Here is a 19,298-nt window from a genome sequence, read left to right on the forward strand (position 1 = left end):
GCCGGAAACGGCCGCCGACCGGTCCCCGGCTCCGAAGGCGGTGCGGCACTCCCCCGTCCTCATCACGCCACTCGGTGGCCGCCCGACCCCTTGTGCCGTGCCGCGCGAACGTCTCCTATGGCAGCAGGCCCGAAAACCCGTCCTGCTGGCCGTCGCCGGTCGAGAGAGGCTGTCGTATGCGGAGCGTGGGTGTGGAAGAAGAACTGCTCCTGGTGGATCCGTGTTCCGGGCAGCCGCGGGCTGTCGCCGGAACCGTACTGGCCTCGACCCCGCACGATTCCACCCTGGACAAGGAACTGCACCGCGAGCAGCTGGAGATCGCCACCCGCCCCAGGACGCTGATCGAGGACCTGGCCGACGAGGTCGGGCACTGGCGCGGCGAGGCGGCGCACCGGGCGCGCCGGGCCGGTACGGAACTGGTGGCCCTGGCCACCTCGCCCCTGCCCGTCACACCGTCCCTCAGCGGGGACGAGCGCTACCAGAGGCTGGTGGAGGAGTTCGGCCGGACCGCGCAGGAGCAGCTGGCCTGCGGCTGCCACATCCACGTGTCCGTGGAGTCCGACGACGAGGGCGTGGCCGTACTGGACCGCATCCGCCCCTGGCTCCCGACCCTCCTGGCCCTGAGCGCCAACTCGCCCTTCTGGCAGGGCGAGGACACCCGGTACAGCAGCTACCGGAGCCGGGTGTGGGGCCGCTGGCCGTCCTCCGGGCCCATGGAACCGTTCGGGAGCGCGGAGAACTATCACCGGCGGGTGCAGGAGATGCTGGCGACCGGCACCCTGCTCGACGAGGGCATGATCTACTTCGACGCCCGGCTGTCGCGCCACTACCCCACCGTCGAGATCAGGGTCGCCGACGTGTGCCTGCAGTCCGACGACACGGTGCTGCTCGCCGCGCTGACCCGGGGGCTGGTCGAGACGGCCGCCCGCGCGTGGCGCGCGGGCGAGCCGCCGGACTCCGCCGGGATCGGCCTGCTGCGGCTGGCGACCTGGCGGGCCGGCCGGTCGGGCCTGTCCGGCCCGCTCGTCCATCCGCTCACCTGGACCCCGGCCCCCGCCGAGGCCGTGGTCCGGGCCCTGCTCGACCACGTCGGCGAGGCCCTGGAGGACATCGGCGACCTGCCGCTCGCCAAAGAAGGCCTCGACATCCTGATGGACCGCGGCAACGGAGCACAGGTACAGCGGGAACTGCTGGAGCGGACGGGGGACCTGCGGTCGGTCGTCGGGGAGTGCGTGCGGCGTACTGCGGTTTGACGGGACCGAGTTGGCGTTCGGGGACGAGCATTCCTTCCCGCCCGGCCTTCTGACCGCCGCTCAGTCAATGCATTTCCACCACCGCCATTTCCCGCCGCGCGGCGCCGCGATGGCAGTCCTTCAGCGCGGCCATGCGGCTTCGCAATGCTTCCTGAGGTCACCGTGGAATTCTCCGGAATCACAGACGGTGGCCGCTGAAACAGCGTCGGAGGGAAGATCCCGCAAAAGGCTGCCGATGCCGATGGCCGATGACCACCAAGCGCCGCGCCATTTCCGTTACTACGGGCTGTTGGGATCCAGCACTTCCTCGTCGGTGTAAGAGGCGGGGATCACCGGAGGCCGGACGCGCCTTCGGCGTGCGGTGGGGAAGGCGTGTCCCGGTCGCCCGCGTACGCGCTCAGCGCCGCCAGCTGTCCGGCCGTCGCGTCGTCCGACGGCATGCAGGAGACGAGCGTGACCCCAGGCGTGTCGACCGGGGTGAGTTTGACGTAGTCGAAGGTCAGGCGGCCCAGGCGCGGGTGGTCGAAGACGCGGCGGGTGGGGCGGAACTCCGCGATGTCATGGGTGTCCCACCAGGTGCGGAATTCCGGACTGCGGGTGCGGAGGTCGGCGGTCAGGCGGGTGAACGCCGGGTCGCCGGTGTGCCGGTCGGCGCTGGCGCGGTACTGCTCCAGCAGCGTACGGGCCTGGTCGGGCCAGTCGGTCAGGAGCGTACGGATACGGGGGTCGGTGAAGACCAGGCGGAGCAGATTGCGTTCGGGATCGCCCCAGTGGGCCGGGTCGCCGATGAGGCCCGCCTCGGCGCGGTTCCAGGCCAGCAGGTCCCAGTTGGCGGCGACCACGTACGCCGGGTGCGGGTCGAGCGCGTCCACGAGCCGCTGCAACGGCCGGCCGCCGGCCCGTGCCGCGTCGGGTGCCGGCAGCGGATGGCCGGCCAGGGCGAACAGGTGGCGCGTCTCGGCCGGGGACAGGCACAGGACCCGGGCCAGGCTGTGCAGGACCTGGCGGCTCACGGTGATGTCCCTGGCCTGTTCGAGCCAGGTGTACCACGTCACGCTGACACCCGACAGGGTCGCGACCTCCTCGCGGCGCAGGCCGGGCGTACGGCGGCGCGGGCCCGCCGGGAGGCCTGCGTCAGCGGGGGCGAGGCGTTCCCGGCGGGAGCGGAGGAAGGCGGCCAGCACCCGGCGCCGCTCCGGACCGGCCGCCGTTGCCTGCTCCGCGCCGGTCGTTGATGCCTGCTCCGGTCCGGCCGCCGGCGTCTGCTGCTCCCGGCCGGCCACCGTCGCCTGCTCCGGGCCGGTCATCGATGCCCGCACCCGGCCGATCGCCATCGCTTCCCCGCCCGGCGCGGCCCCGCGCCCTCCGCTTCCCCTGGCTTCCCGCCCGCTCATCGCGGTTCTTCCCCACCCGTCCATCCGCTCGCGGTGCGTCCTCCTACGGCACACCCCAAAGGGGTACCGCCGCCACCAGCATAAACGGCCTCTGTACCGCGGTCCGGGCCCCAACGAGGGTCGGGATCATGACGTACACCAGGCCACCGGCAGACCCCGGAAACGGCGTCCGCGCAACGGAAGCGGACCATGCCCCTACGCACGCCCACGCCGCGCCGTCCCCCTGGCGCGCCCTCTCCGTCGTCCTCATCGGCATCTTCGTGGCCGTACTGGACACCTTCATCGTCCTGGTGGCCACCCCGGCCATCCAGCGGGACCTGCACGCCTCGGACGCGGACGTGCAACTCGTCCTCGCCGGATACCAGCTCGCCTACGCCGTCGCCCTGATCACCGGTGCCCGTCTCGGCGACCTGATCGGCCGCAAGCGGTGCTTCCTGATCGGCATGGCTCTCTTCACGCTCGCTTCGGTGGCCTGTGCCGCCGCGCCCGGCGCCGGGGCGCTGATCGGCGCGCGGCTCGTCCAGGGGCTCGGCGCCGCCGTGATGTCGCCGCAGGTCTTCTCGACCATCCAGGTGCTGCTGCCGCCGGAGCGGCGCGCGCGGGCGTTCGGTGTGCTCGGCGCGGTCATCGGTACGGCGGGGGTCGCCGGGCAGCTCCTCGGTGGCGTGCTGGTCTCCGCCGACCTCTTCGGTACGTCCTGGCGCCCGATCTTCTGGGTGAACGTACCCGTCGGCCTGCTCACGCTGGCGCTGGCGGCCGTCCTCGTACCCGAGTCGCGGGCCCCGGAGGCCCGCCGCCTCGACCTGGCGGGCACGGCCGTACTGACGCCCGCGCTCTTCCTCCTCGTCGTACCGCTAGTCGAGGGCCGGGAGGCCGGCTGGCCGCTGTGGACGTGGCTCAGCCCGGTCCTGGGGGCACTCGCCCTCGCCGCGTTCGCGCGCGTGGAACGCCGGGTGGAGGCACGCGGCGGTTCCCCTCTCGTACGGCTGCGCCTGCTGCGGTCCCGCGCCTTCGCGGTCGGGATGCTCCTGGTCCTGCTCACCTACTTCGGGATCAACTCCTTCTTCCTGGTCCTGTCCGTCACCTTGCAGGACGGCCTCGGCCTGGACACCCTCGCCGCCGGCGCCTTCTACCTGCCCTTCGCGGCGGCCTTCTTCGCCGGCAGCCTCGTCGCCGGACGCCTGGCCTCCTACGGGCGGCGCCTGTTGCGGGCCGGGGCGCTCGTCCTCGCCCTCGGTCACGCAGGCGCCATCGCCGTCGTCCTCCAGGCCGGTGCCGCGCTGACCGCCCGGCTCCTCGTCGTACCGCTGCTGGTGATCGGCGCGGGCACCGGCGCGCTGGTCACACCGCTGCTCAATGCCGTACTCGCCCGCGTACGGCCCGCGGAGATCGGCATGGCCTCCGGCATCCTGTCCACCGGCCAGCAGGTGGGCGGCTCGGTCGGCGTCGCCGCCGTCGGCGTCATCTTCTACGGCACGCTGGGCGGCGCCGCACCCCACGACCCGAGCGCGTACGGGTCCGCCCTGGCCGCCGCGCTGGCCTTCTGCCTGGCACTGGCCGTCACGGTGTCCGTCCTGCTGCGGGCGCTGCCGCAGCCGCCCAGAGCACCCGGGGCATAGCGAAAGGCGGCACATCAGCGGGCGTTTGAGTCGCCGGGACCGCGGAGGGCCACCGGACCCGGCATGGAAAGATCACCCCATCACGCATGGACAGTTTCGGTGACGGAGGACGCTGATGTTCGCGATATCCCTGGGCGACGACGGTGCGGAGCTGTGTCCGCTCGAACCCTGGCAGGCCGGGGAACTGCTGGCCCACATCGACCGGGGGCGGGAGTTCATCGGGCAGTACAACCAGCTGCCGGAGGTGCTCCACGACCTGGACGCGTGCCGCGCGTTCCTCCGTACGTACGCGGAGAAGGCCGCCTCCGACACCGGGCGCCTGTACGGGATCCGGACCGACGGGACGCTGGTCGGCACGGTCTTCTTCCGGACGATGGACGTCGCGCAGGGCACCGCCGAGCTGGGCTGCTGGCTGGAGCCTGCGGCGGCGGGCAAGGGACTGGTGACCCGGGCCGTACGGCTGCTCGTCGACTGGGCCGTGGAGGAGCGGGGCATCCACCGCGTGGAGTGGTGGGCCGCGGCGGAGAACGTGCCCAGCATCGCGGTGGCCCGGCGGCTGGGGATGACGCGGGAGGGGGTCGCGCGCCAGAGCTACCTGTACCGGGGCAAGCGGCACGACATGGAGCTCTGGTCGGTGCTGGCGCCGGAGTGGCGGGCGCGGCGGACGGCGGACCGCTGACGCCCGGCCGGCCATCCGGCCGAGCCCCGTAGGTCCTTCCGGAAGGGGCGCCACCAGGCAAACCTTCCGGGCGGGATACCGCGGAAGTTGTACAACCCGCGTCGCTACCACCGTTGATGGAGCGCGGATGTCAGCTCCTGGTTGCCCCGAACTCCCTTCGTGGGTTGACGAAGAGCACCCCTCCGTGCGGATAGCTTCTCCCCGTGCCGCGCTGAGGCGGACGGGGCCGTCACCACCGGAGTCGCCCCAGCGCTGTACGGCCATCAGTGGGCGCACCGGTACGGCCGACGGCGTGCATGCCGGCCGGGCCGGTGGCGCCCCACGACCCGAAGGGGGAACGCAATGCGACCGAACGTCATGACGAGGACCCTCGTCAGTGTCGCCGCCGCCGTCGGCATCGCCGCCGGGGGCCTGGCGGGGGCGGGCACCAGCTTCGCGGCGTCCGCGCCCGCGGCCCAGCCGGCGGTGAGCGCCGAGTCCGTCACCGTGCTGGCGGTGAACAACCTCGGCCTGTCCGCCGCGGAAGCCAAGAAGGTCCAGCGCTGGCTCAAGACGTACTGGAGCTACACCGGGGCGATCGACGGGCAGCTGGGCACGGGCAGCTGGAAGGCGTTCCAGCGCTGCCTCAAGGCGAACTGGGGCTACACCGGGGCGATCGACGGAAAGGTCGGGTCCGGCACCATCAAGGCGCTGCAGCGTCTGCTGAAGAACTGGGGCTACAACGGGGCGGTCGACGGTATCTGGGGCTCGGGCAGCAAGGCCGCGTTCAAACGGTTCGCCAACGGCATCTAGTTGCTGACCGGCAGCTGACCCCCAGGGGGGAGAGAACCGCATCGGGCGGCGCGCATCATCTGCGCGCCGCCCGATCGCTGTTGGTGCGGGCGCTGTCGCCGGGCCGCGTCACCGGCACCGCGGGGCGCACGGCGGCGTGGACGGTGGTACACCGGCTCCCGGCAGGCTCGCGTTTGCTCACCAGAACGTTCCGCATCATCCGCATGAGTGAACACCGACGGCGAATTGCTGGGTAATTGCCTAGTGCACCCGCTTTTCCGGGTGACCTGGAGGACAGGGCGACCCGCCCGGCCTGCCCCGCGGTGCCGGCCGCGCACCGGTCGCACGGGCCGGGCGCGGTACGCGGCACCCGGCCGGCCGCCCCTCGGCGGCGTCCCGCCGGACGCGCCGGCCGGCCCTTCCCGCCCGGCCGCTCCCCGCGTTCCCGCTCCGTTCTCCTGCACACGATTCCTCCTGCACACGATGGGGTTGATCCGACATGTCCCTTGCGATGAACGCGGCCGGCCGGGAGGCGTTCCTCGCCGGTGCCCACGTGGCCGTGCTGGGCGTCGGCGCCCCGGACGGCCCGCCGCTGCTCGTGCCCGTCTGGTACGCCTACCGCCCGGGCGGCGAGATCGTCGTCCTGACCGGCCGGAAGTCCGTCAAGGCCCGGCGCATCCGCGCGGCGGGCCGGCTCTCCCTCTGCGTCCAGCGGGAGGCGGCGCCGTACAAGTACGTCAGCGTCGAGGGCCCGGTGACCGCCTTCGAGGACCGGGTGGACGCGGCCGAGCGGGCCGCGCTGGCGCACCGCTATCTGCCGCCGGAGACCGCCCGCGCCTACCTGGCCGCCACGGCGGACCAGCTCACCACCGACGTGACCGTACGGATGCGCCCCGAGCGGTGGCGCACCGCCGACTTCGCCTCCTTCGCCGCCGCGTTCAGCTGATCCGGGCCGCCCCGCCCCAGGGCTCCCCCTCCGCCGACCTCCCCTTTCGCTGCCCGCCCGGCCGTGCCGGGCCGTCGACCGTTGCGAGGTACTGACATGCCGCGACCCGCCCAGACGTCCGGCCGGCCGGACCGGACCGGACCGTGGAACGACACGGTGACGCCGTATCCACGCGACCACTGCCTGCACGAACTGTTCGAGGAACGGGCGCGGGCCGCGCCCCGCGCGCCCGCCGTCCGGCACGGCGACCGCACCCTGACCTACGGTGAACTGAGCCGGTGTTCCGACGCCCTCGCCCGGCGGCTGCTGACCGCCGGTGTCCGGCCCGGCAGCACCGTGGGGGTACTGGGCGGCCGGTGCCCCGAGGCGCTGGTGGCCTTCCTCGCCGCCCTCAAGTGCGGTGCGGTGTACGTGCCGTTGGACGACGCCTACCCGCCCGCCCGGTTGCGCGCGATGGCCGAGGAGGCCGATGTACGGGTCGCCGTCGCGCTGCCGGGCAGCACCAGCCGGGTGCGCGGACTGCGCGCCTGTATCGAGGGCGATCTCACCGCGCCGGCGCCGGGGGCGGGCGCGTGCGACCCGACCGGGCCCCCGGCGCCGCGGGCCGCCGCCCCGGAGGACTGCGCGTACATCATGTTCACCTCCGGCTCGACCGGCCGTCCGAAGCCCGTCGCGATCCCGCACCGCGGCGTGGTGCGCCTGGCCTCCTCCGGCCCCTGGCTGTCGCCGCCCGCGCCCGGGGAGCGGGTGCTGCACGCGTACAGCTGCTCCTCCGACGCCTCGACGATCGAGATCTGGACGGCGCTGCTGTCCGGGGCCTGCCTGGTGGTCGCGGAGCGGGAGCAGCTGCTGTCGGTGGACGCGCTGGAGCGGCTGCTGCGCGAGGAGGGCGTGGCGGTGGCCTTCCTGACCGCGGGGGTGCTGCACCACGTGGCCCGCAACCGGCCCGAGGCGCTGCGCGGCCTGCGGTTCGTCTCGGCGGGCGGCGAGGCGCTCGATGCCCGGCTGTGCCGCCGGGTGCTGGCCGCCTGCCCGGGGATCACCCTCGTCAATTTCTACGGGCCCACCGAGAACAGCGTCGTCTCCAGTGCGTACGTCGTCCGCGACCTGCCCGCCGACGCGGCCACCGTGCCCATCGGGCGCCCCTTCCCCAACTCCACCTGCCACGTGCTGCGCGCCGACGGCACGCCCGCCGGGCCCGGTGAGGAAGGCGATCTGCTCGTCGGGGGCGACGGCATCGCCCTCGGCTACCTCAACGACCCGGTCCTGACCGCCGAGCGCTTCCTCGACGATCCTTTCGGCCCCCGCCCCGGCGGGCGCCTGTACCGCACGGGCGACCGGGCGCGGTGGCGGCCGGACGGCGTCCTGGAGTACCGGGGGCGCCACGACCGGCAGGTCAAACTGCGCGGCTTCCGCGTGGAGCTGGACGAGATCGAGACACGGCTGCGCTCCCACGAGGCCGTCGGGGAGGCGGTCGTCGAGCTCGACGGGGAAGGGGCACGCGCCCGGCCGGTGGCCTTCGTGACACCGGCGCGCCCCGGCGGGGCGGTCGCGGTCGGGCAGGTGCGCGCGTATGTGGCGTCCTGGCTGCCCGCACCCGCCGTACCGGCGCGCATCCACGTCCTGGACCGGTTCCCCGTCACCGGTGCGGGCAAGGTCGACCGGCGCGCCCTGGTGGCCCGGACGATGGCGCCCGGGGGCCGCGACGACTCCCGCCCGGACACCGCCGTACGCGCCGGTTCCGGGCGAACCGGCACCGGGCCGTACGCGGGCGGGTCCGCCGGGCAAACGGATGCGACCGGGAACGGCGACGCGAACGCAAACGGGCAACGCCCGGCGTCCGCGGCGGGTTCCGAGGCCGGGGGCGGCGCGACGGGAGACGGTTCCGGTCTGCTGGGCGTGCTCGCCGACGTCTGGGAGCACATCCTGCGCGTCCGCCCGGCGCCCGCCGACAGCTTCTTCGACCTCGGCGGCGACTCGCTGCTCATCGCCGAGGCCACTACGCGGACGATGACCGCGCTGGGCATGGACGCCGCGCACGGCACCTCCCTCGTCCGCGGTCTGCTGCGGGAGCCGACGCTCGGCGCGTACGCGGCGGCGGTGGACCGGGCGCTGCGGGCCGACCGCGCCGGACGCCGGACCGGTTCCGCGCCCGCCGCGGAGGCGGACTTCCTGCGCGAGGCGCGCCTGGGGCTACGCCCGCCGCCCGTCCGCGGCCCCGTCCCCCGCTGGCGCGACCCGGCGCGCGTCCTGGTCACCGGCGCGACCGGCTTCGTGGGCGCCTTCCTGCTGGACCGGCTCGCCCACGCCACCGGCGCCGAGCTGCTCTGCCCCGTACGGGCACGGGACGCGGCACACGCGCGGCGCCGGGTGTGCTCCAACGCCGCCCGCTACGGTCTCGACACCGCCCCGTACCGACAGCGCCTGACCTGCTTCCCCGCCGACCTGGCCGCGCCGCGCCTGGGCCTGTCCGAGGAACGTTTCACGCGGCTGGGCGGGACCGCGGACCTGATCCTGCACGCCGGGGCGCGCGTCAACTTCCTCTATCCGTACGCCGCGCTGCGCCCGGCCAACGTCGACGGCACGCGGGAACTGGTGCGGCTCGCCGCCGGACGGCGCATACCCCTGCACTTCCTGTCCACCATCGCCGTCCTGGCGGGCTTCGGCACCGCGGGCGTGCGGCAGGTGGCCGAGGACGCGCCGCTGGCCCACGCCGACCGTCTGACCATGGGGTACGCGGAGAGCAAGTGGGTCGCCGAGCGGCTGCTGAAGGAAGCGGCCCGGGCGGGGCTGCCGGTGACGGTGCACCGTCCGTACGAGGTCACCGGCGAGCAGCGGACCGGGATCTGCAACACCGAGACGGCGATCAGCTCCCTCTTCCGGGTGATCGCGGAGACCGGTGTCGCGCCCGACGTGCCGCTGCCGCTGGACTTCGTACCGGTCGACCACCTGGCCGCCGCGGTGGTGCACCTGGCGACCCACGAGCCGGCCGACGGCCGCACCTACCACCTCACCAACCCCCGGCCGGCCCGCCTCGCCGACATGCTGACCCGGATGCGGGCGGCGGGCTACCGCATCCGCGAACTGCCCTACGACGCCTGGGTGGCGGAGCTGGTGCAGCATGTGGCGCGGCACCCCAGCAGCCCCACGACCCCGTTCGTCTCGCTCTGTGTGGACCGCAGCAACAAGTCCGACATGAGCGTGAAGGAGATGTACCTCGACGGTGTCTTCCCACGGCTCGGACGCGCGAACACCGAACGGGGCCTGGCGGACAGCGGACTCGTCTGCCCGCCCACCGACGCCGCCCTTCTCGACCGCTACCTCACCTTCTTCCGGTCCAGCGGCTTCCTGCCGCCGCCGCTCCCCCACCACGACACCTGAAGGTGTCCTGGCCCGGGAGCGGGCCCGGGCGGTGCCGGCGGTCCCGTGTCCTGCCCGGTCGTACGACGGGTGGCGCTGCCCGGCGCGTCCTCCGGCACGGACACGCCTCACCGCCCGTCGCCCGCGGGGGCGTGGTTTTCGGCCAGGCCGGCGACGAACGCGTCGATGTCCGCCAGGGAAACGAAAATGTTGGAGAGCAGTTCGTCGTCCGTGTCGCGCAGCGCGAAGTCGTTCTCGATGAAGGACATGAGCTGGATGTAGCCGAACGAGTCGATGACGCCCGCCTGGAAGAGGTCGGTGTCGGCCGTCACCTCGCCGCCGAATTGGACGAGGAAGCGCTCTTCGATGAACTGCTGGATCTTCTGGGTCCGGTTCATGTCTCGGTCCTGGTTCCGTGGGGAGAAGGCAGGGCGGTGTCCGGTCGCGCGCTCGGCGTGGAGGGGTCGACGTACTTTCCGTACGGCCGGTGGCGTGCACGCCGGTCGCCGGGATGTGGGCCGCGAAGCTGAGATTCCGTAAAAATTCCCCGGGTCCGGCGTGGACGGGAGAGCAACGGGGAGGCGGCGTCCCGGAGCGGCGGGCAGCGGAGCTTCCTCGGCCCGTCGCCGCGCTATCGCGCCACCGGAGGCCTCGGCCGCGGGTCCGCCGGGGCCACGCCCGGGGCGGCGGCGGGCCTTCCGGTCCGCGCGCCGGGCGCGTTCGAGTGGCCTTCAAAGTGCATGTCGTCCCTGTTCGCGAGGTGGTTGCCGGTCGGTGCGAGGTACCCGCCCTGGCCCGTCGACGGTCGTCGGCCGGGCCGGCGGCCATCGTGCGTCAGCCCCCTTGCGGCCCCCTTGCCGGGACGCTGGCGCACGCTTGCCGGCCACCTGGCCGCACCTTGCCGCTTCCTTGTCGTTCCGCTTGCCGAACGCTTGCCGATGGCTGGTTGCCGATCTTTGAACGACTCGCCACATATGCCATGATCACTTTCCGGATGGACCCCGTTACGGCCCGGCACGTCCCCCCTGGCCCAACCGCCGGCGTGAGAACGATTGGGACCCGCATGCCCACACCCCACACCCCGCCCCCCGCCTCCGCTCCGCGGCACGCGGCCCTCCCCGGGCCCGTACTGCGCGTCCTCGGCCCGATGTCGGCACGGCTCGACGGAGCGGACCTGCCCCTCGGCCCGCCCAGGCGGCGGGCGCTGCTCGCCCTGCTGCTCATCCGACTTGGCAGAGTCGTCCCCACCGAGCTGCTCATCGAGGAGCTGTGGCACGAAGACCCTCCGCGGCACCCCGTCGCCACCCTGCAGAGCCACCTGTCCCACCTGCGCCGGGTGCTCGCCCCGGCAGCGGGCCAGGGCGCCTCGTCCGTCCTGCGCTACCAGGCGCCCGGTTACGTGCTCCAGCTCGCCCCGGAGCAGATCGACGCCCACCGCTTCGAGCGCATGGTCGCCGACGGGCGGCACTTACTGGACCGGCGTGACCCCCGCGGCGCCCGCGACCGGCTCACCGAGGCGCTGGAGCTGTGGCAGGGCTCGCCGTACACGGAGTTCGGCGCCCAGCCGCCGCTCTCCGACGAGACCGCCCGCCTGGAACAGGTCCGGCTCACCGCCCTGGAAGCCAGCGCGGAGGCGCGGCTCACGCTCGGCGCCCCCGAGGAGGTGGCGGCCGAACTGGGCCCGGAGGTACGCCACCACCCGACCCGCGAACGCCTCGTCGGCCACTTGATGACGGCACTGTCCCGCCTCGGACGGCAGGCCGAGGCGCTGGAGGTCTACGAGCGGACGCGCTCGCACCTGGTGGAGGAGTTCGGCGTGGACACCGCCGCCGAGCTCCAGCGGGTGCACACCGCCATCCTCCGCCAGGAGCTGGACGACGGCGGCCCGGCGCGCGGCGCCGCCCCCGCCGCTCCCCCGGCCGCGGACCCGCCACCGGCCGGGCACACCCGGGCCGATCCGCCCACGCCTACCGAGGCAGCCGCGGCGGCACCGGCCCGGGCCACGGGCGTACGGAGTCCGGCCCACGACCCGGACACGGGGGCCGCGGCCCGGGGCACGGCGGTGACGGAGCCGGCCCGGGGCGCCCGGGCGGACTCGCGGCCGGTGCGCGGGGCCGGCCGGGACGCACCCTCCGGAACGGTGCCCGCCCCGGACGACGGCCCGGCCGCCGAGGACACCACGGCGCCCTGGCCGTTCATCGGACGCGACCAGGAACTGCACCGCCTGGTCACCGCCGCGGCCGGCGCCGTCACCGGTGAAGGCCACGTGGCCTGCGTACTGGGCCCCGCCGGGGTCGGCAAGACCCGACTGCTGATGGAGCTGGCCCCCGCGCTGGAGGACGGCGGCGACACGCTCGAAGTGGTCTGGAGCCACTGCTTCCCGGGCGAGGGCGTGCCGCCGTACTGGCTGTGGACACAGGTGCTGCGGCGCGTGAGCTCCACCCGGCCGGACGCGTTCCGCAGCGCCACCGCGCCCTTCGGGGCGCTGCTCGCCCCGCTGATGCCGGAGCGGTCGGCGGGCCCCGGCGGGCAGGACCACGAGGACGACTGGGCGCAGGCGCGGTTCCTCACGCACGACGCGGTCTGCGAGGTGCTGCTCACGCTCGCCGCCGAACGCCCGCTGGTGCTGCTCCTGGAGGACCTGCACTGGGCCGACGCCGCCTCCCTCGACCTGCTGCGGCTGCTCGGCACCCGCCGCCAGGGGCAGCGGATCAGCATCGTGCTGACCGCCCGGGACTTCGAGGGCGACTCCGACGCCACGTTCCGCCGGACCCTGGCCGAGGTGCTGCGCAGCCCCCGCACCGAATCGCTGCGCCTCGGCGGCCTGGACCGCAGCGCCGTCGCCGCCCTCGTGGAGGCCCGGGCCGGGCGCGGGGTGGGCGCCGACGTGATCGACGTGCTGCACGAGCGCAGCAAGGGCAACCCGTACTTCGTCATGCAGCTCCTCTCTCTCCTCGGCGACGTGCGGCGGCTGCACGACGCGGGCGCCACCGACGTCCTGCTGGCGCAGATACCGACCGGGGTACGCGAGGCGCTGCGCCAGCGCTTCGCCGGGCTGCCGGAGCCCGCCCTGCGGGTGCTGCGGCTGTGCGCGGTCATCGGCACCGAGGTCGACACGGACCTGCTGCACCGCACCGCCACCGAGGACGAGCCGGTCGCCCCGGCCCTGGAAACGGCCATCCGGGCGGGTCTGCTGGGCGAGGACCCGCACCACCCCGGGCGGCTGCACTTCGTGCACGCCCTGGTCCGCGAGACGCTCGTCGACGTCCTCCCGCGCAACGAACGCCAGCAGCTGCACGCCCGGGTGGCCGGTGCGCTGTGCGAGCGCGGCGGACAGCTGGGCGACGACGAGTACGAGCGGCTGGCACACCACACGTGGCACGCGCAGGACGCGCTGCCCGCCCGGCGGGCCCTCCCCCGGCTGCTGCGCGCCGCCGAGCAGGCCGAACAGCAGTTGGCGTACGAGAAGGTCGAGACGTGGCTGCGCCGGGCCGTCCACCTGGCCGGGCTGCTGCCGCGCGACGACGTGTCGGCCCGCGCCCTGGAGCAGCGGCTGTACGTCCAGCTGGGCCAGCTGCTGGCCACCGTGCGCGGCTACGGGGACGCGGAGGCGGAGGCGGCGCTGAGCCGGGGCCGTGCCCTCGGGGCGGTCACCCACACGCCCGAGGACCCGTCGGTGCTGTGGGCGCTGTGCGCGGCGTACCTGGTCACCGGCCGTTATGACGAGTCCGGGCAGTTCTCCCGGCTGCTGCGGGACATCGGGTCCCAGACCCGGCATCCGGTGGCCCAGCTCGGCGCCGCGTACGGCAAGGGCGTCGCGCTGCACGTACGCGGCAGGCTGCCGGAGGCGCTCGCGGAACTGGAGCGCGGCGTCGGGCTGGCGGACCGTTTCGCCCGGGAGGGCCGCAACCTGGCCCGCACCTTCCAGCACGACCCGCGCGTCTCCTGCCGCTCCTACGACGCGTTCACCCACTGGATCCTCGGCGACCGCGCCACCGCCCTCGGGCGCCGCCGCCAGTTGCAGGCTTTGACCGCGTACGAGAGCAGGCCCTCCGACCGGTGCTTCGCCCTGTACGTGGACGCGGTCCTGGCGGCCTGGGAAGGCGACCCCGACACGGCGCGGGCCTCCGGCGCCGAGGGCGCGCGGGTGGCGGAGGAACACGGGCTCCTGTACTGGAAGGCGATGCTGCGCCTGACCGAGGGCTGGTCCCTGACCCATCTGGGCCACGACGCCACGGGTCTCGACCTGATGCAGACCTCGATCGCCGAACTCCGCCCCTCCCGCTCCCACTTGCGCCTGCCCCTGCACCTCGGCCTGCTCGCCCAGGCCCAGCACCACGCCGGCCGCCGCGACGACGCCACGGCCACCCTGCGCACCATGCTCGCCGTCATCCAGCACCGCCGCGAACACGTCTACCTCCACCCCGCCCTGCCCGCCACCGTCCTGCTGCACGATCTCCTGGGCCGGCAGATCACCGATACCGCGCTGTCCGGCTGACCGCCCGTCGCCGCCCGTCCGGAAGTCGTCCATCGACTTGCCGGATTCGTTGTGGTGGTGCACCGGTGCCGCTTGCATATGCCTGTCCGTGTCAGTGACGGCTGCCAGGCATGTGGCAGAAGGCGGGAGGGGTCACCTTGCGTGAACGAAGAACGCGGGACGGGAGAGCGAGCGGCGAAAGACCCGGCGGGCCGGGCGGGTTACGGGGGACGCGGGCGACGCCCGTGGTGCGGGGAAGTCTGACGGGTGCGGCGGCGCTGGTGGGCGTCGCCGCACTGCTGGTTCCGGCGGTGCCGGCCGGCGCGGCGCCCGCCGGCCCGCCGCCCGGGCCCGGCCAAGTGGTGCCGGGGCAGCGCACCGCCACCCCCGCCCTGGTGGCGGGCATCCGGGAACCGGCCGAGGCCGCCGGCAGCCCGGCGGACGCGGCGCGCGGCCACCTCGCGGCGAAGGAGGGCCGCTACCACATCGCCGAACCGGCGCGCGACCTGCGGCCCGTACGGACGGTGGACTCGGGCGCCCACGAGGTCGTCCGGCTCCAGCAGAAGCACCGGGGCGTGGACGTCCTGGGCGGGCAGTACGTGGTGCGGATGGAGCACAAGGGCGGCGAACGGGTCGTCACCGGCACCTCCGGCAAGTACTTCACCGGGCTGACGGCCGACGTGGAACCCGAGGTGGACGAGGCGCTCGCGATCGAGCGGGCGGTCGACGCGACCACCGAGCGGCTCCTGAACAAGCGCCTGCCCCGCACGGACGCGCCGACGCTGACCGGCACCGCGCGCGGCCTGGTCGTGATCCCGCGGGGCACGGGCGTGCTCACCCGGCACGTGACCGTCCGGGGCACGCATCCGGTCACCGGCGAGCCGGTGCTGTACGAGGTCTACGTGGACGCGCGAGCCGGGTATCCGGTGCTCCAGTACAGCGGGATCAAGACGTTCCGGGCCCCGGCGGGCGGTACGGCGCCCGGCGCGCGCAAGACCGGCCGGGCGGGCGCCGCCCGTACGGCGGCCGGGGAGAAGGGCATCCAGGGCTCCGGAGTCAAGTACGACGGCAAGACCGTCGAACTCCCCGTGGTGTACGAGGAGTCGCGCAAGGCGTACGTACTGCGCGACGACACCCGGATGGCGGACTCCAGCAAGAACACGCTGTCCACGTGGGACGCGCGCGGCAAGGACGTCAGCGAGGTCACCCCCTCCTGGCCGTACGACGTCCAGGAGTTCGGCTCGCCCACCCCGGCCTTCGGCCCGGAGGCCACCGAGGCGGGCGCGGTCGACGCGCACTGGGCGGCCGGCAAGGTCTACGACTACTACCGCCAACAGCACGGCCGCGACAGTCTGGACGGCCGGGGCATGGCCGTGAACTCACTGGTGGGCGTGACGCAGTTCGGGCAGCCGTACGTCAACGCCTTCTGGGACGGCTCCAAGATGGTCTACGGCGGCGGCGACGCGGAATACCGCGCGCTCTCCGCCGGCCTGGACGTGGTCGGGCACGAGATGACCCACGGCGTCGTGGAACACTCCGCCAACCTCGTCTACGCGGGCCAGTCCGGCGCCCTCAACGAGGGCATCGCCGACTACTTCGGCAACGCCGTCGAGACCGACACCTACGGCATCCCCATGGACAGCCCCGACTCCGGGCTGCTGGGCGAGACGCTGTGCCGGACCAAGCCCGCGCGCGAGTGCGCGGTCCGCGACCTCAACGACGGGCGGACCACCACCAAGTCCTTCCTGGGCGTGTCGTTCTCCGAGGACAACGGCGGCGTCCACCTGAACTCCACGATCTTCGCCGGCGCCCTGTGGGACCTGCGCGAGGACCTCGGCAAGACGCTCGCCGACAAAATCGTCTACAAGGCGCTGACCGAATACCTCACCCCCCTGGACGGCTTCACCGAAGGCCGCGCCGCCGTCCTCGCCGCCGCTCGCGACCTGCACGCCACCGACACCCAACTGCGCGCCGCCGAGCGGGCGTTCAACGCCCACGGCATCGTCCCCGGCTGGGAACTGGCACTGGGCGTCGACTCCGACCCGCTCCTGGGCCGGGTCAACACGGACGGCTCGACCACCGGCGCGGGCGGCGGCTGGTGGGCCGCGGCCAAGTCCAACGACGACGGCACCGAGCCGTACTCGATCTGGGCCGGCCGGGCGGACGGCACCGGCGCGCTCAAGCTGATGAGCCCCAACGACGGCCGCTACCACGTGCACCCGGCGACCGACGGCAAGACGGTGGTCTGGCAGGCGTACAACCGCCGGAGCACGGACATCCTCGCGCGGCCGCTCGCGGGCGGGCCGGTCAAGAAGCTGTGGTCGAGCCGGCGCGGCGCCACGGACGTACGGGTCGAGGGCGACGTGGTGGTCTTCGAGGCCCGGTCCCGGCCGAGCACGCGGAAGGTGCGGTACGTGCGGCTGAGCGACCCGACGGTGGTGAACGTCACCGACGAGAGCGGCGTGCGGACCGGCAACCCGTCCATCAGCCATGGCCGGATCGCCTACAGCACCGCCCGCGGCTTCGGCTCCCCCACGTACGGCGTCGAGACGCTCGACCTCAAGACGGGGCAACGCACGCAGATGGGCCAGCTCGGGACACCGGCGGGCGCCGGGGCGACCGCGATCACCGGGCAGCACGTCTTCTGGCTGGTGCCCGCGGGCGGCGAATCCGACCGCGCGGCGCTGCGCCGCGCCAACCTGGACGGCACGGGGGTGACCGACCTCAGCCCCGCCGAGGGGCCGGACGCGCTCAACGGCTACGACATCGTGGCCACGGACGAGGCGGTGACCGTCGCCACCTGGTCGCCGACCGTCGTGTACACCAACGAGTCGCTGTTCAAGCTCTGGCAGTTCTCGGCCGACGGCAAACAGCGCAGCCGGGTCTCCTGCAACCGCGGCCAGCAGGGCTGGCCCGCGATGCCCGGCGGCCGGCAGGTCGTGTGGGTGGACGGCACGACCGGCTACACCGACCTGGTCACCCGGACGCGGCCCGCGGGGCGCTGCGGCTGAGCCGGGACGGACGACGGGCCGGTTCCGCAAGCGGCGGAACCGGCCCGGTTCCGGCCCGGACCAGGCGAATTAATACGCTGATTCGATACACCCTAAATAGAGTGAACACCTTCCGATACCCACGACAGACAGCACCGAGATCGGGTTGATTGGTCACAGCGGCCCACCAGCCGGGACAGCGGGCACCCCATGGCCCCTGTCAGGCCGCCTGTCCAGATTTCTCACATTCCGAGGAGCAACAATCCATGTCGCGTGTCAAGAAGACTGCCGCTGCCGCCGTGGGAACCTGCGCCATCCTCCTGGGCGGAGCGGGCCTCGCGGCTGCCGACTCCGGCGCCCAGGGCGCGGCGCTCAACTCACCGGGCGTGGTGTCCGGCAACACCGTGCAGGTCCCGGTGCACGTGCCGGTCAACGTCTGCGGTAACAGCATCAACATCGTCGGCCTGCTCAACCCGGCGTTCGGCAACACCTGCGTCAACGACTGACGCCGAATCCCTGACGCGCCCGCGACGGCGCGACGCTTGAACCCCGGTGCGGGGCAGCCGTTTCGGCTGCCCCGCACCTTTCGCCGCGTCGGCGCCCCTGGGCCACGTCCCCGAAGGGGGCGGCAGATCAGTACGGTGGAAACGGCCGCCCGCGCGGGCCGGGCCCGTGCGTCTCAGTCGAGCGTGCGGCGTACGCATTCGGTGACCACGCCTTGGAGGCTGCCGGTGCGGCGCAGCAGTCGCCGTTGGACGTGGGCGCCGTTGCCCGTCTTCAGGAGGGCGGCCAGGGCTTCCTGCACGGGCAGGATGTCGCCGGTGTCCTCCAGCGCGTCGCGTACGTGGTCGAACAGGGCCCGTACGACGGCCTCGGCCGGGGCCGGCCGCATCGTGGCGGGGTGGATCAGCTCGCCGTCCAGGCCGGAGCGGGCGGCCCGCCACGCCGCAAGGCGCAGCAGCGCCACCGCGTGCCGGGCGGGCGGCACCCCGTCGCGCCACTGCCGTACCGCCGTCTCGACCAGTCCGCGGATCAGGGTCGCCAGCAGCACCGTGGTGGACGGGTCCAGGCACACGTCGGCGACCCGTACCTCCACGGTGGGGTACGCCTGGGACAGGCGGGCGTCGAAGTAGACCATGCCCGCGTCCTTGAGGACGCCGCTGGCCGTCATGTCGCGTACCTGCTCGTGGTACCGGTCGGCCGACCCGAACACCTCGACCGGCCCGGCCGACGGCCACCGTCCCCAGACCCGGTTCCGGTAGCTGCTGTAGGCGGTGTCCTCGCCCTGCCAGAAGGGAGAGTTGGCGCTCATCGCGAGGAGTACGGACAGCCAGGGGCGCATCCGGTCCAGTACGGCCACGCCCTCCTCGTCCGAGTCGACCGCCACGTGGATGTGGCAGCCGCAGGTCAGCTGCTCCTGGGCGGTGAGCCCGAAGTGCTCCGCGAGCCATTGGTGGCGCTCGCCGGCGCCGATGGACGGGCTCACCTCCAGCGGCGAGGTGGCCAGCGCCACGACCGCCGCGTCCAGCCCTTCGGCGTGGCGCGCCGCCTCCGCCCGGCACCGCCGGATCTCCTTGTCCAGGTCGCCCATGTCGGTCTGGGGCCGGGTGGCGAACTCCAGCTGCTGCCGGTGCAGCTCGCTCTCGAAGACCTCCTCGTTGCCCTGCGGATCCCGCGAAGCCGCCGCGAGGACCGCCGCCGACAGGGCGCGCGGCAGTCCCGTCCGGGCGTCCACCAGCAGCAGTTCCTCCTCCACACCCACACTGCGCACGTCGTCCACCCTTCCTCGGCATCCGGACCTTCGGAACC

Annotated in this window: 12 protein-coding genes; 9 read left to right on the forward strand and 3 right to left on the reverse strand. The window is 73.7% G+C overall.

Features of this window, described 5'->3' with window-relative positions:
- Positions 1 to 176: 176 nt before the first annotated feature.
- Positions 177 to 1,253: a glutamate--cysteine ligase 2 gene (locus CP973_RS24360; protein WP_150245135.1), complete on the forward strand. Its 1,077-nt coding sequence runs from the start codon at positions 177 to 179 to the stop codon at positions 1,251 to 1,253.
- 329 nt (positions 1,254 to 1,582) lie between these two features.
- On the opposite strand, the gene CP973_RS24365 is transcribed toward CP973_RS24360, so the two are convergent.
- Positions 1,583 to 2,647: a helix-turn-helix transcriptional regulator gene (locus CP973_RS24365; RefSeq protein WP_244409977.1), complete on the reverse strand. Its 1,065-nt coding sequence runs from the start codon at positions 2,645 to 2,647 to the stop codon at positions 1,583 to 1,585.
- 128 nt (positions 2,648 to 2,775) lie between these two features.
- On the opposite strand from CP973_RS24365, the gene CP973_RS24370 reads away from it, so the two are divergent.
- The 5 genes from CP973_RS24370 to CP973_RS24390 all read left to right on the forward strand — a co-directional run bounded on the left by CP973_RS24370 (position 2,776) and on the right by CP973_RS24390 (position 10,043).
- A complete protein-coding gene (locus tag CP973_RS24370; RefSeq protein WP_150245139.1) occupies positions 2,776 to 4,266 on the forward strand; it encodes an MFS transporter in 1,491 nt (496 codons plus the stop codon).
- A gap of 115 nt (positions 4,267 to 4,381) precedes the next feature.
- The gene (locus tag CP973_RS24375) at positions 4,382 to 4,945 is read left to right on the forward strand and encodes a GNAT family N-acetyltransferase (protein WP_150245142.1); all 564 of its coding nucleotides are present in this window, start codon (positions 4,382 to 4,384) and stop codon (positions 4,943 to 4,945) included.
- Between the two features lie 342 nt (positions 4,946 to 5,287).
- The gene (locus tag CP973_RS24380; protein ID WP_150245145.1) at positions 5,288 to 5,737 is read left to right on the forward strand and encodes a peptidoglycan-binding domain-containing protein; all 450 of its coding nucleotides are present in this window, start codon (positions 5,288 to 5,290) and stop codon (positions 5,735 to 5,737) included.
- 478 nt (positions 5,738 to 6,215) lie between these two features.
- Positions 6,216 to 6,662 (forward strand): TIGR03618 family F420-dependent PPOX class oxidoreductase, encoded by a 447-nt coding sequence (locus CP973_RS24385; RefSeq protein ID WP_244409978.1) that lies wholly within the window; start codon positions 6,216 to 6,218, stop codon positions 6,660 to 6,662.
- Positions 6,663 to 6,758: 96 nt separating this feature from the next.
- Positions 6,759 to 10,043, forward strand: coding sequence for an amino acid adenylation domain-containing protein (locus CP973_RS24390; RefSeq protein WP_150245148.1), 3,285 nt, complete (start codon positions 6,759 to 6,761; stop codon positions 10,041 to 10,043).
- Between the two features lie 107 nt (positions 10,044 to 10,150).
- Here CP973_RS24390 and CP973_RS24395 read toward each other — a convergent pair whose 3' ends face one another.
- Positions 10,151 to 10,420, reverse strand: coding sequence for an acyl carrier protein (locus tag CP973_RS24395; protein ID WP_150245151.1), 270 nt, complete (start codon positions 10,418 to 10,420; stop codon positions 10,151 to 10,153).
- Positions 10,421 to 11,085: 665 nt separating this feature from the next.
- Here CP973_RS24395 and CP973_RS24400 point away from each other — a divergent pair.
- The 3 genes from CP973_RS24400 (at position 11,086) to CP973_RS24410 (ending at position 17,995) form a co-directional block, all read left to right on the forward strand.
- Positions 11,086 to 14,520: an ATP-binding protein gene (locus CP973_RS24400; RefSeq protein ID WP_150245154.1), complete on the forward strand. Its 3,435-nt coding sequence runs from the start codon at positions 11,086 to 11,088 to the stop codon at positions 14,518 to 14,520.
- 260 nt (positions 14,521 to 14,780) lie between these two features.
- Complete coding sequence (locus tag CP973_RS24405; RefSeq protein ID WP_208853397.1) at positions 14,781 to 17,510, forward strand: M4 family metallopeptidase; 2,730 nt, start codon at positions 14,781 to 14,783, stop codon at positions 17,508 to 17,510.
- Positions 17,511 to 17,755: 245 nt separating this feature from the next.
- Complete coding sequence (locus CP973_RS24410) at positions 17,756 to 17,995, forward strand: chaplin (protein ID WP_150245160.1); 240 nt, start codon at positions 17,756 to 17,758, stop codon at positions 17,993 to 17,995.
- A 173-nt stretch (positions 17,996 to 18,168) separates the two neighbouring features.
- Here the strand turns inward: CP973_RS24410 and CP973_RS24415 are convergent, their stop codons facing one another.
- Entirely contained in the window at positions 18,169 to 19,260 is a 1,092-nt protein-coding gene (locus tag CP973_RS24415; protein WP_150245163.1) for a glutamate--cysteine ligase 2, read from the reverse strand.
- Between the last annotated feature and the right edge of the window lie 38 nt (positions 19,261 to 19,298).

Origin of the sequence: Streptomyces albofaciens JCM 4342 (assembly GCF_008634025.1) — a bacterium.
GTDB lineage: Bacteria > Actinomycetota > Actinomycetes > Streptomycetales > Streptomycetaceae > Streptomyces > Streptomyces albofaciens.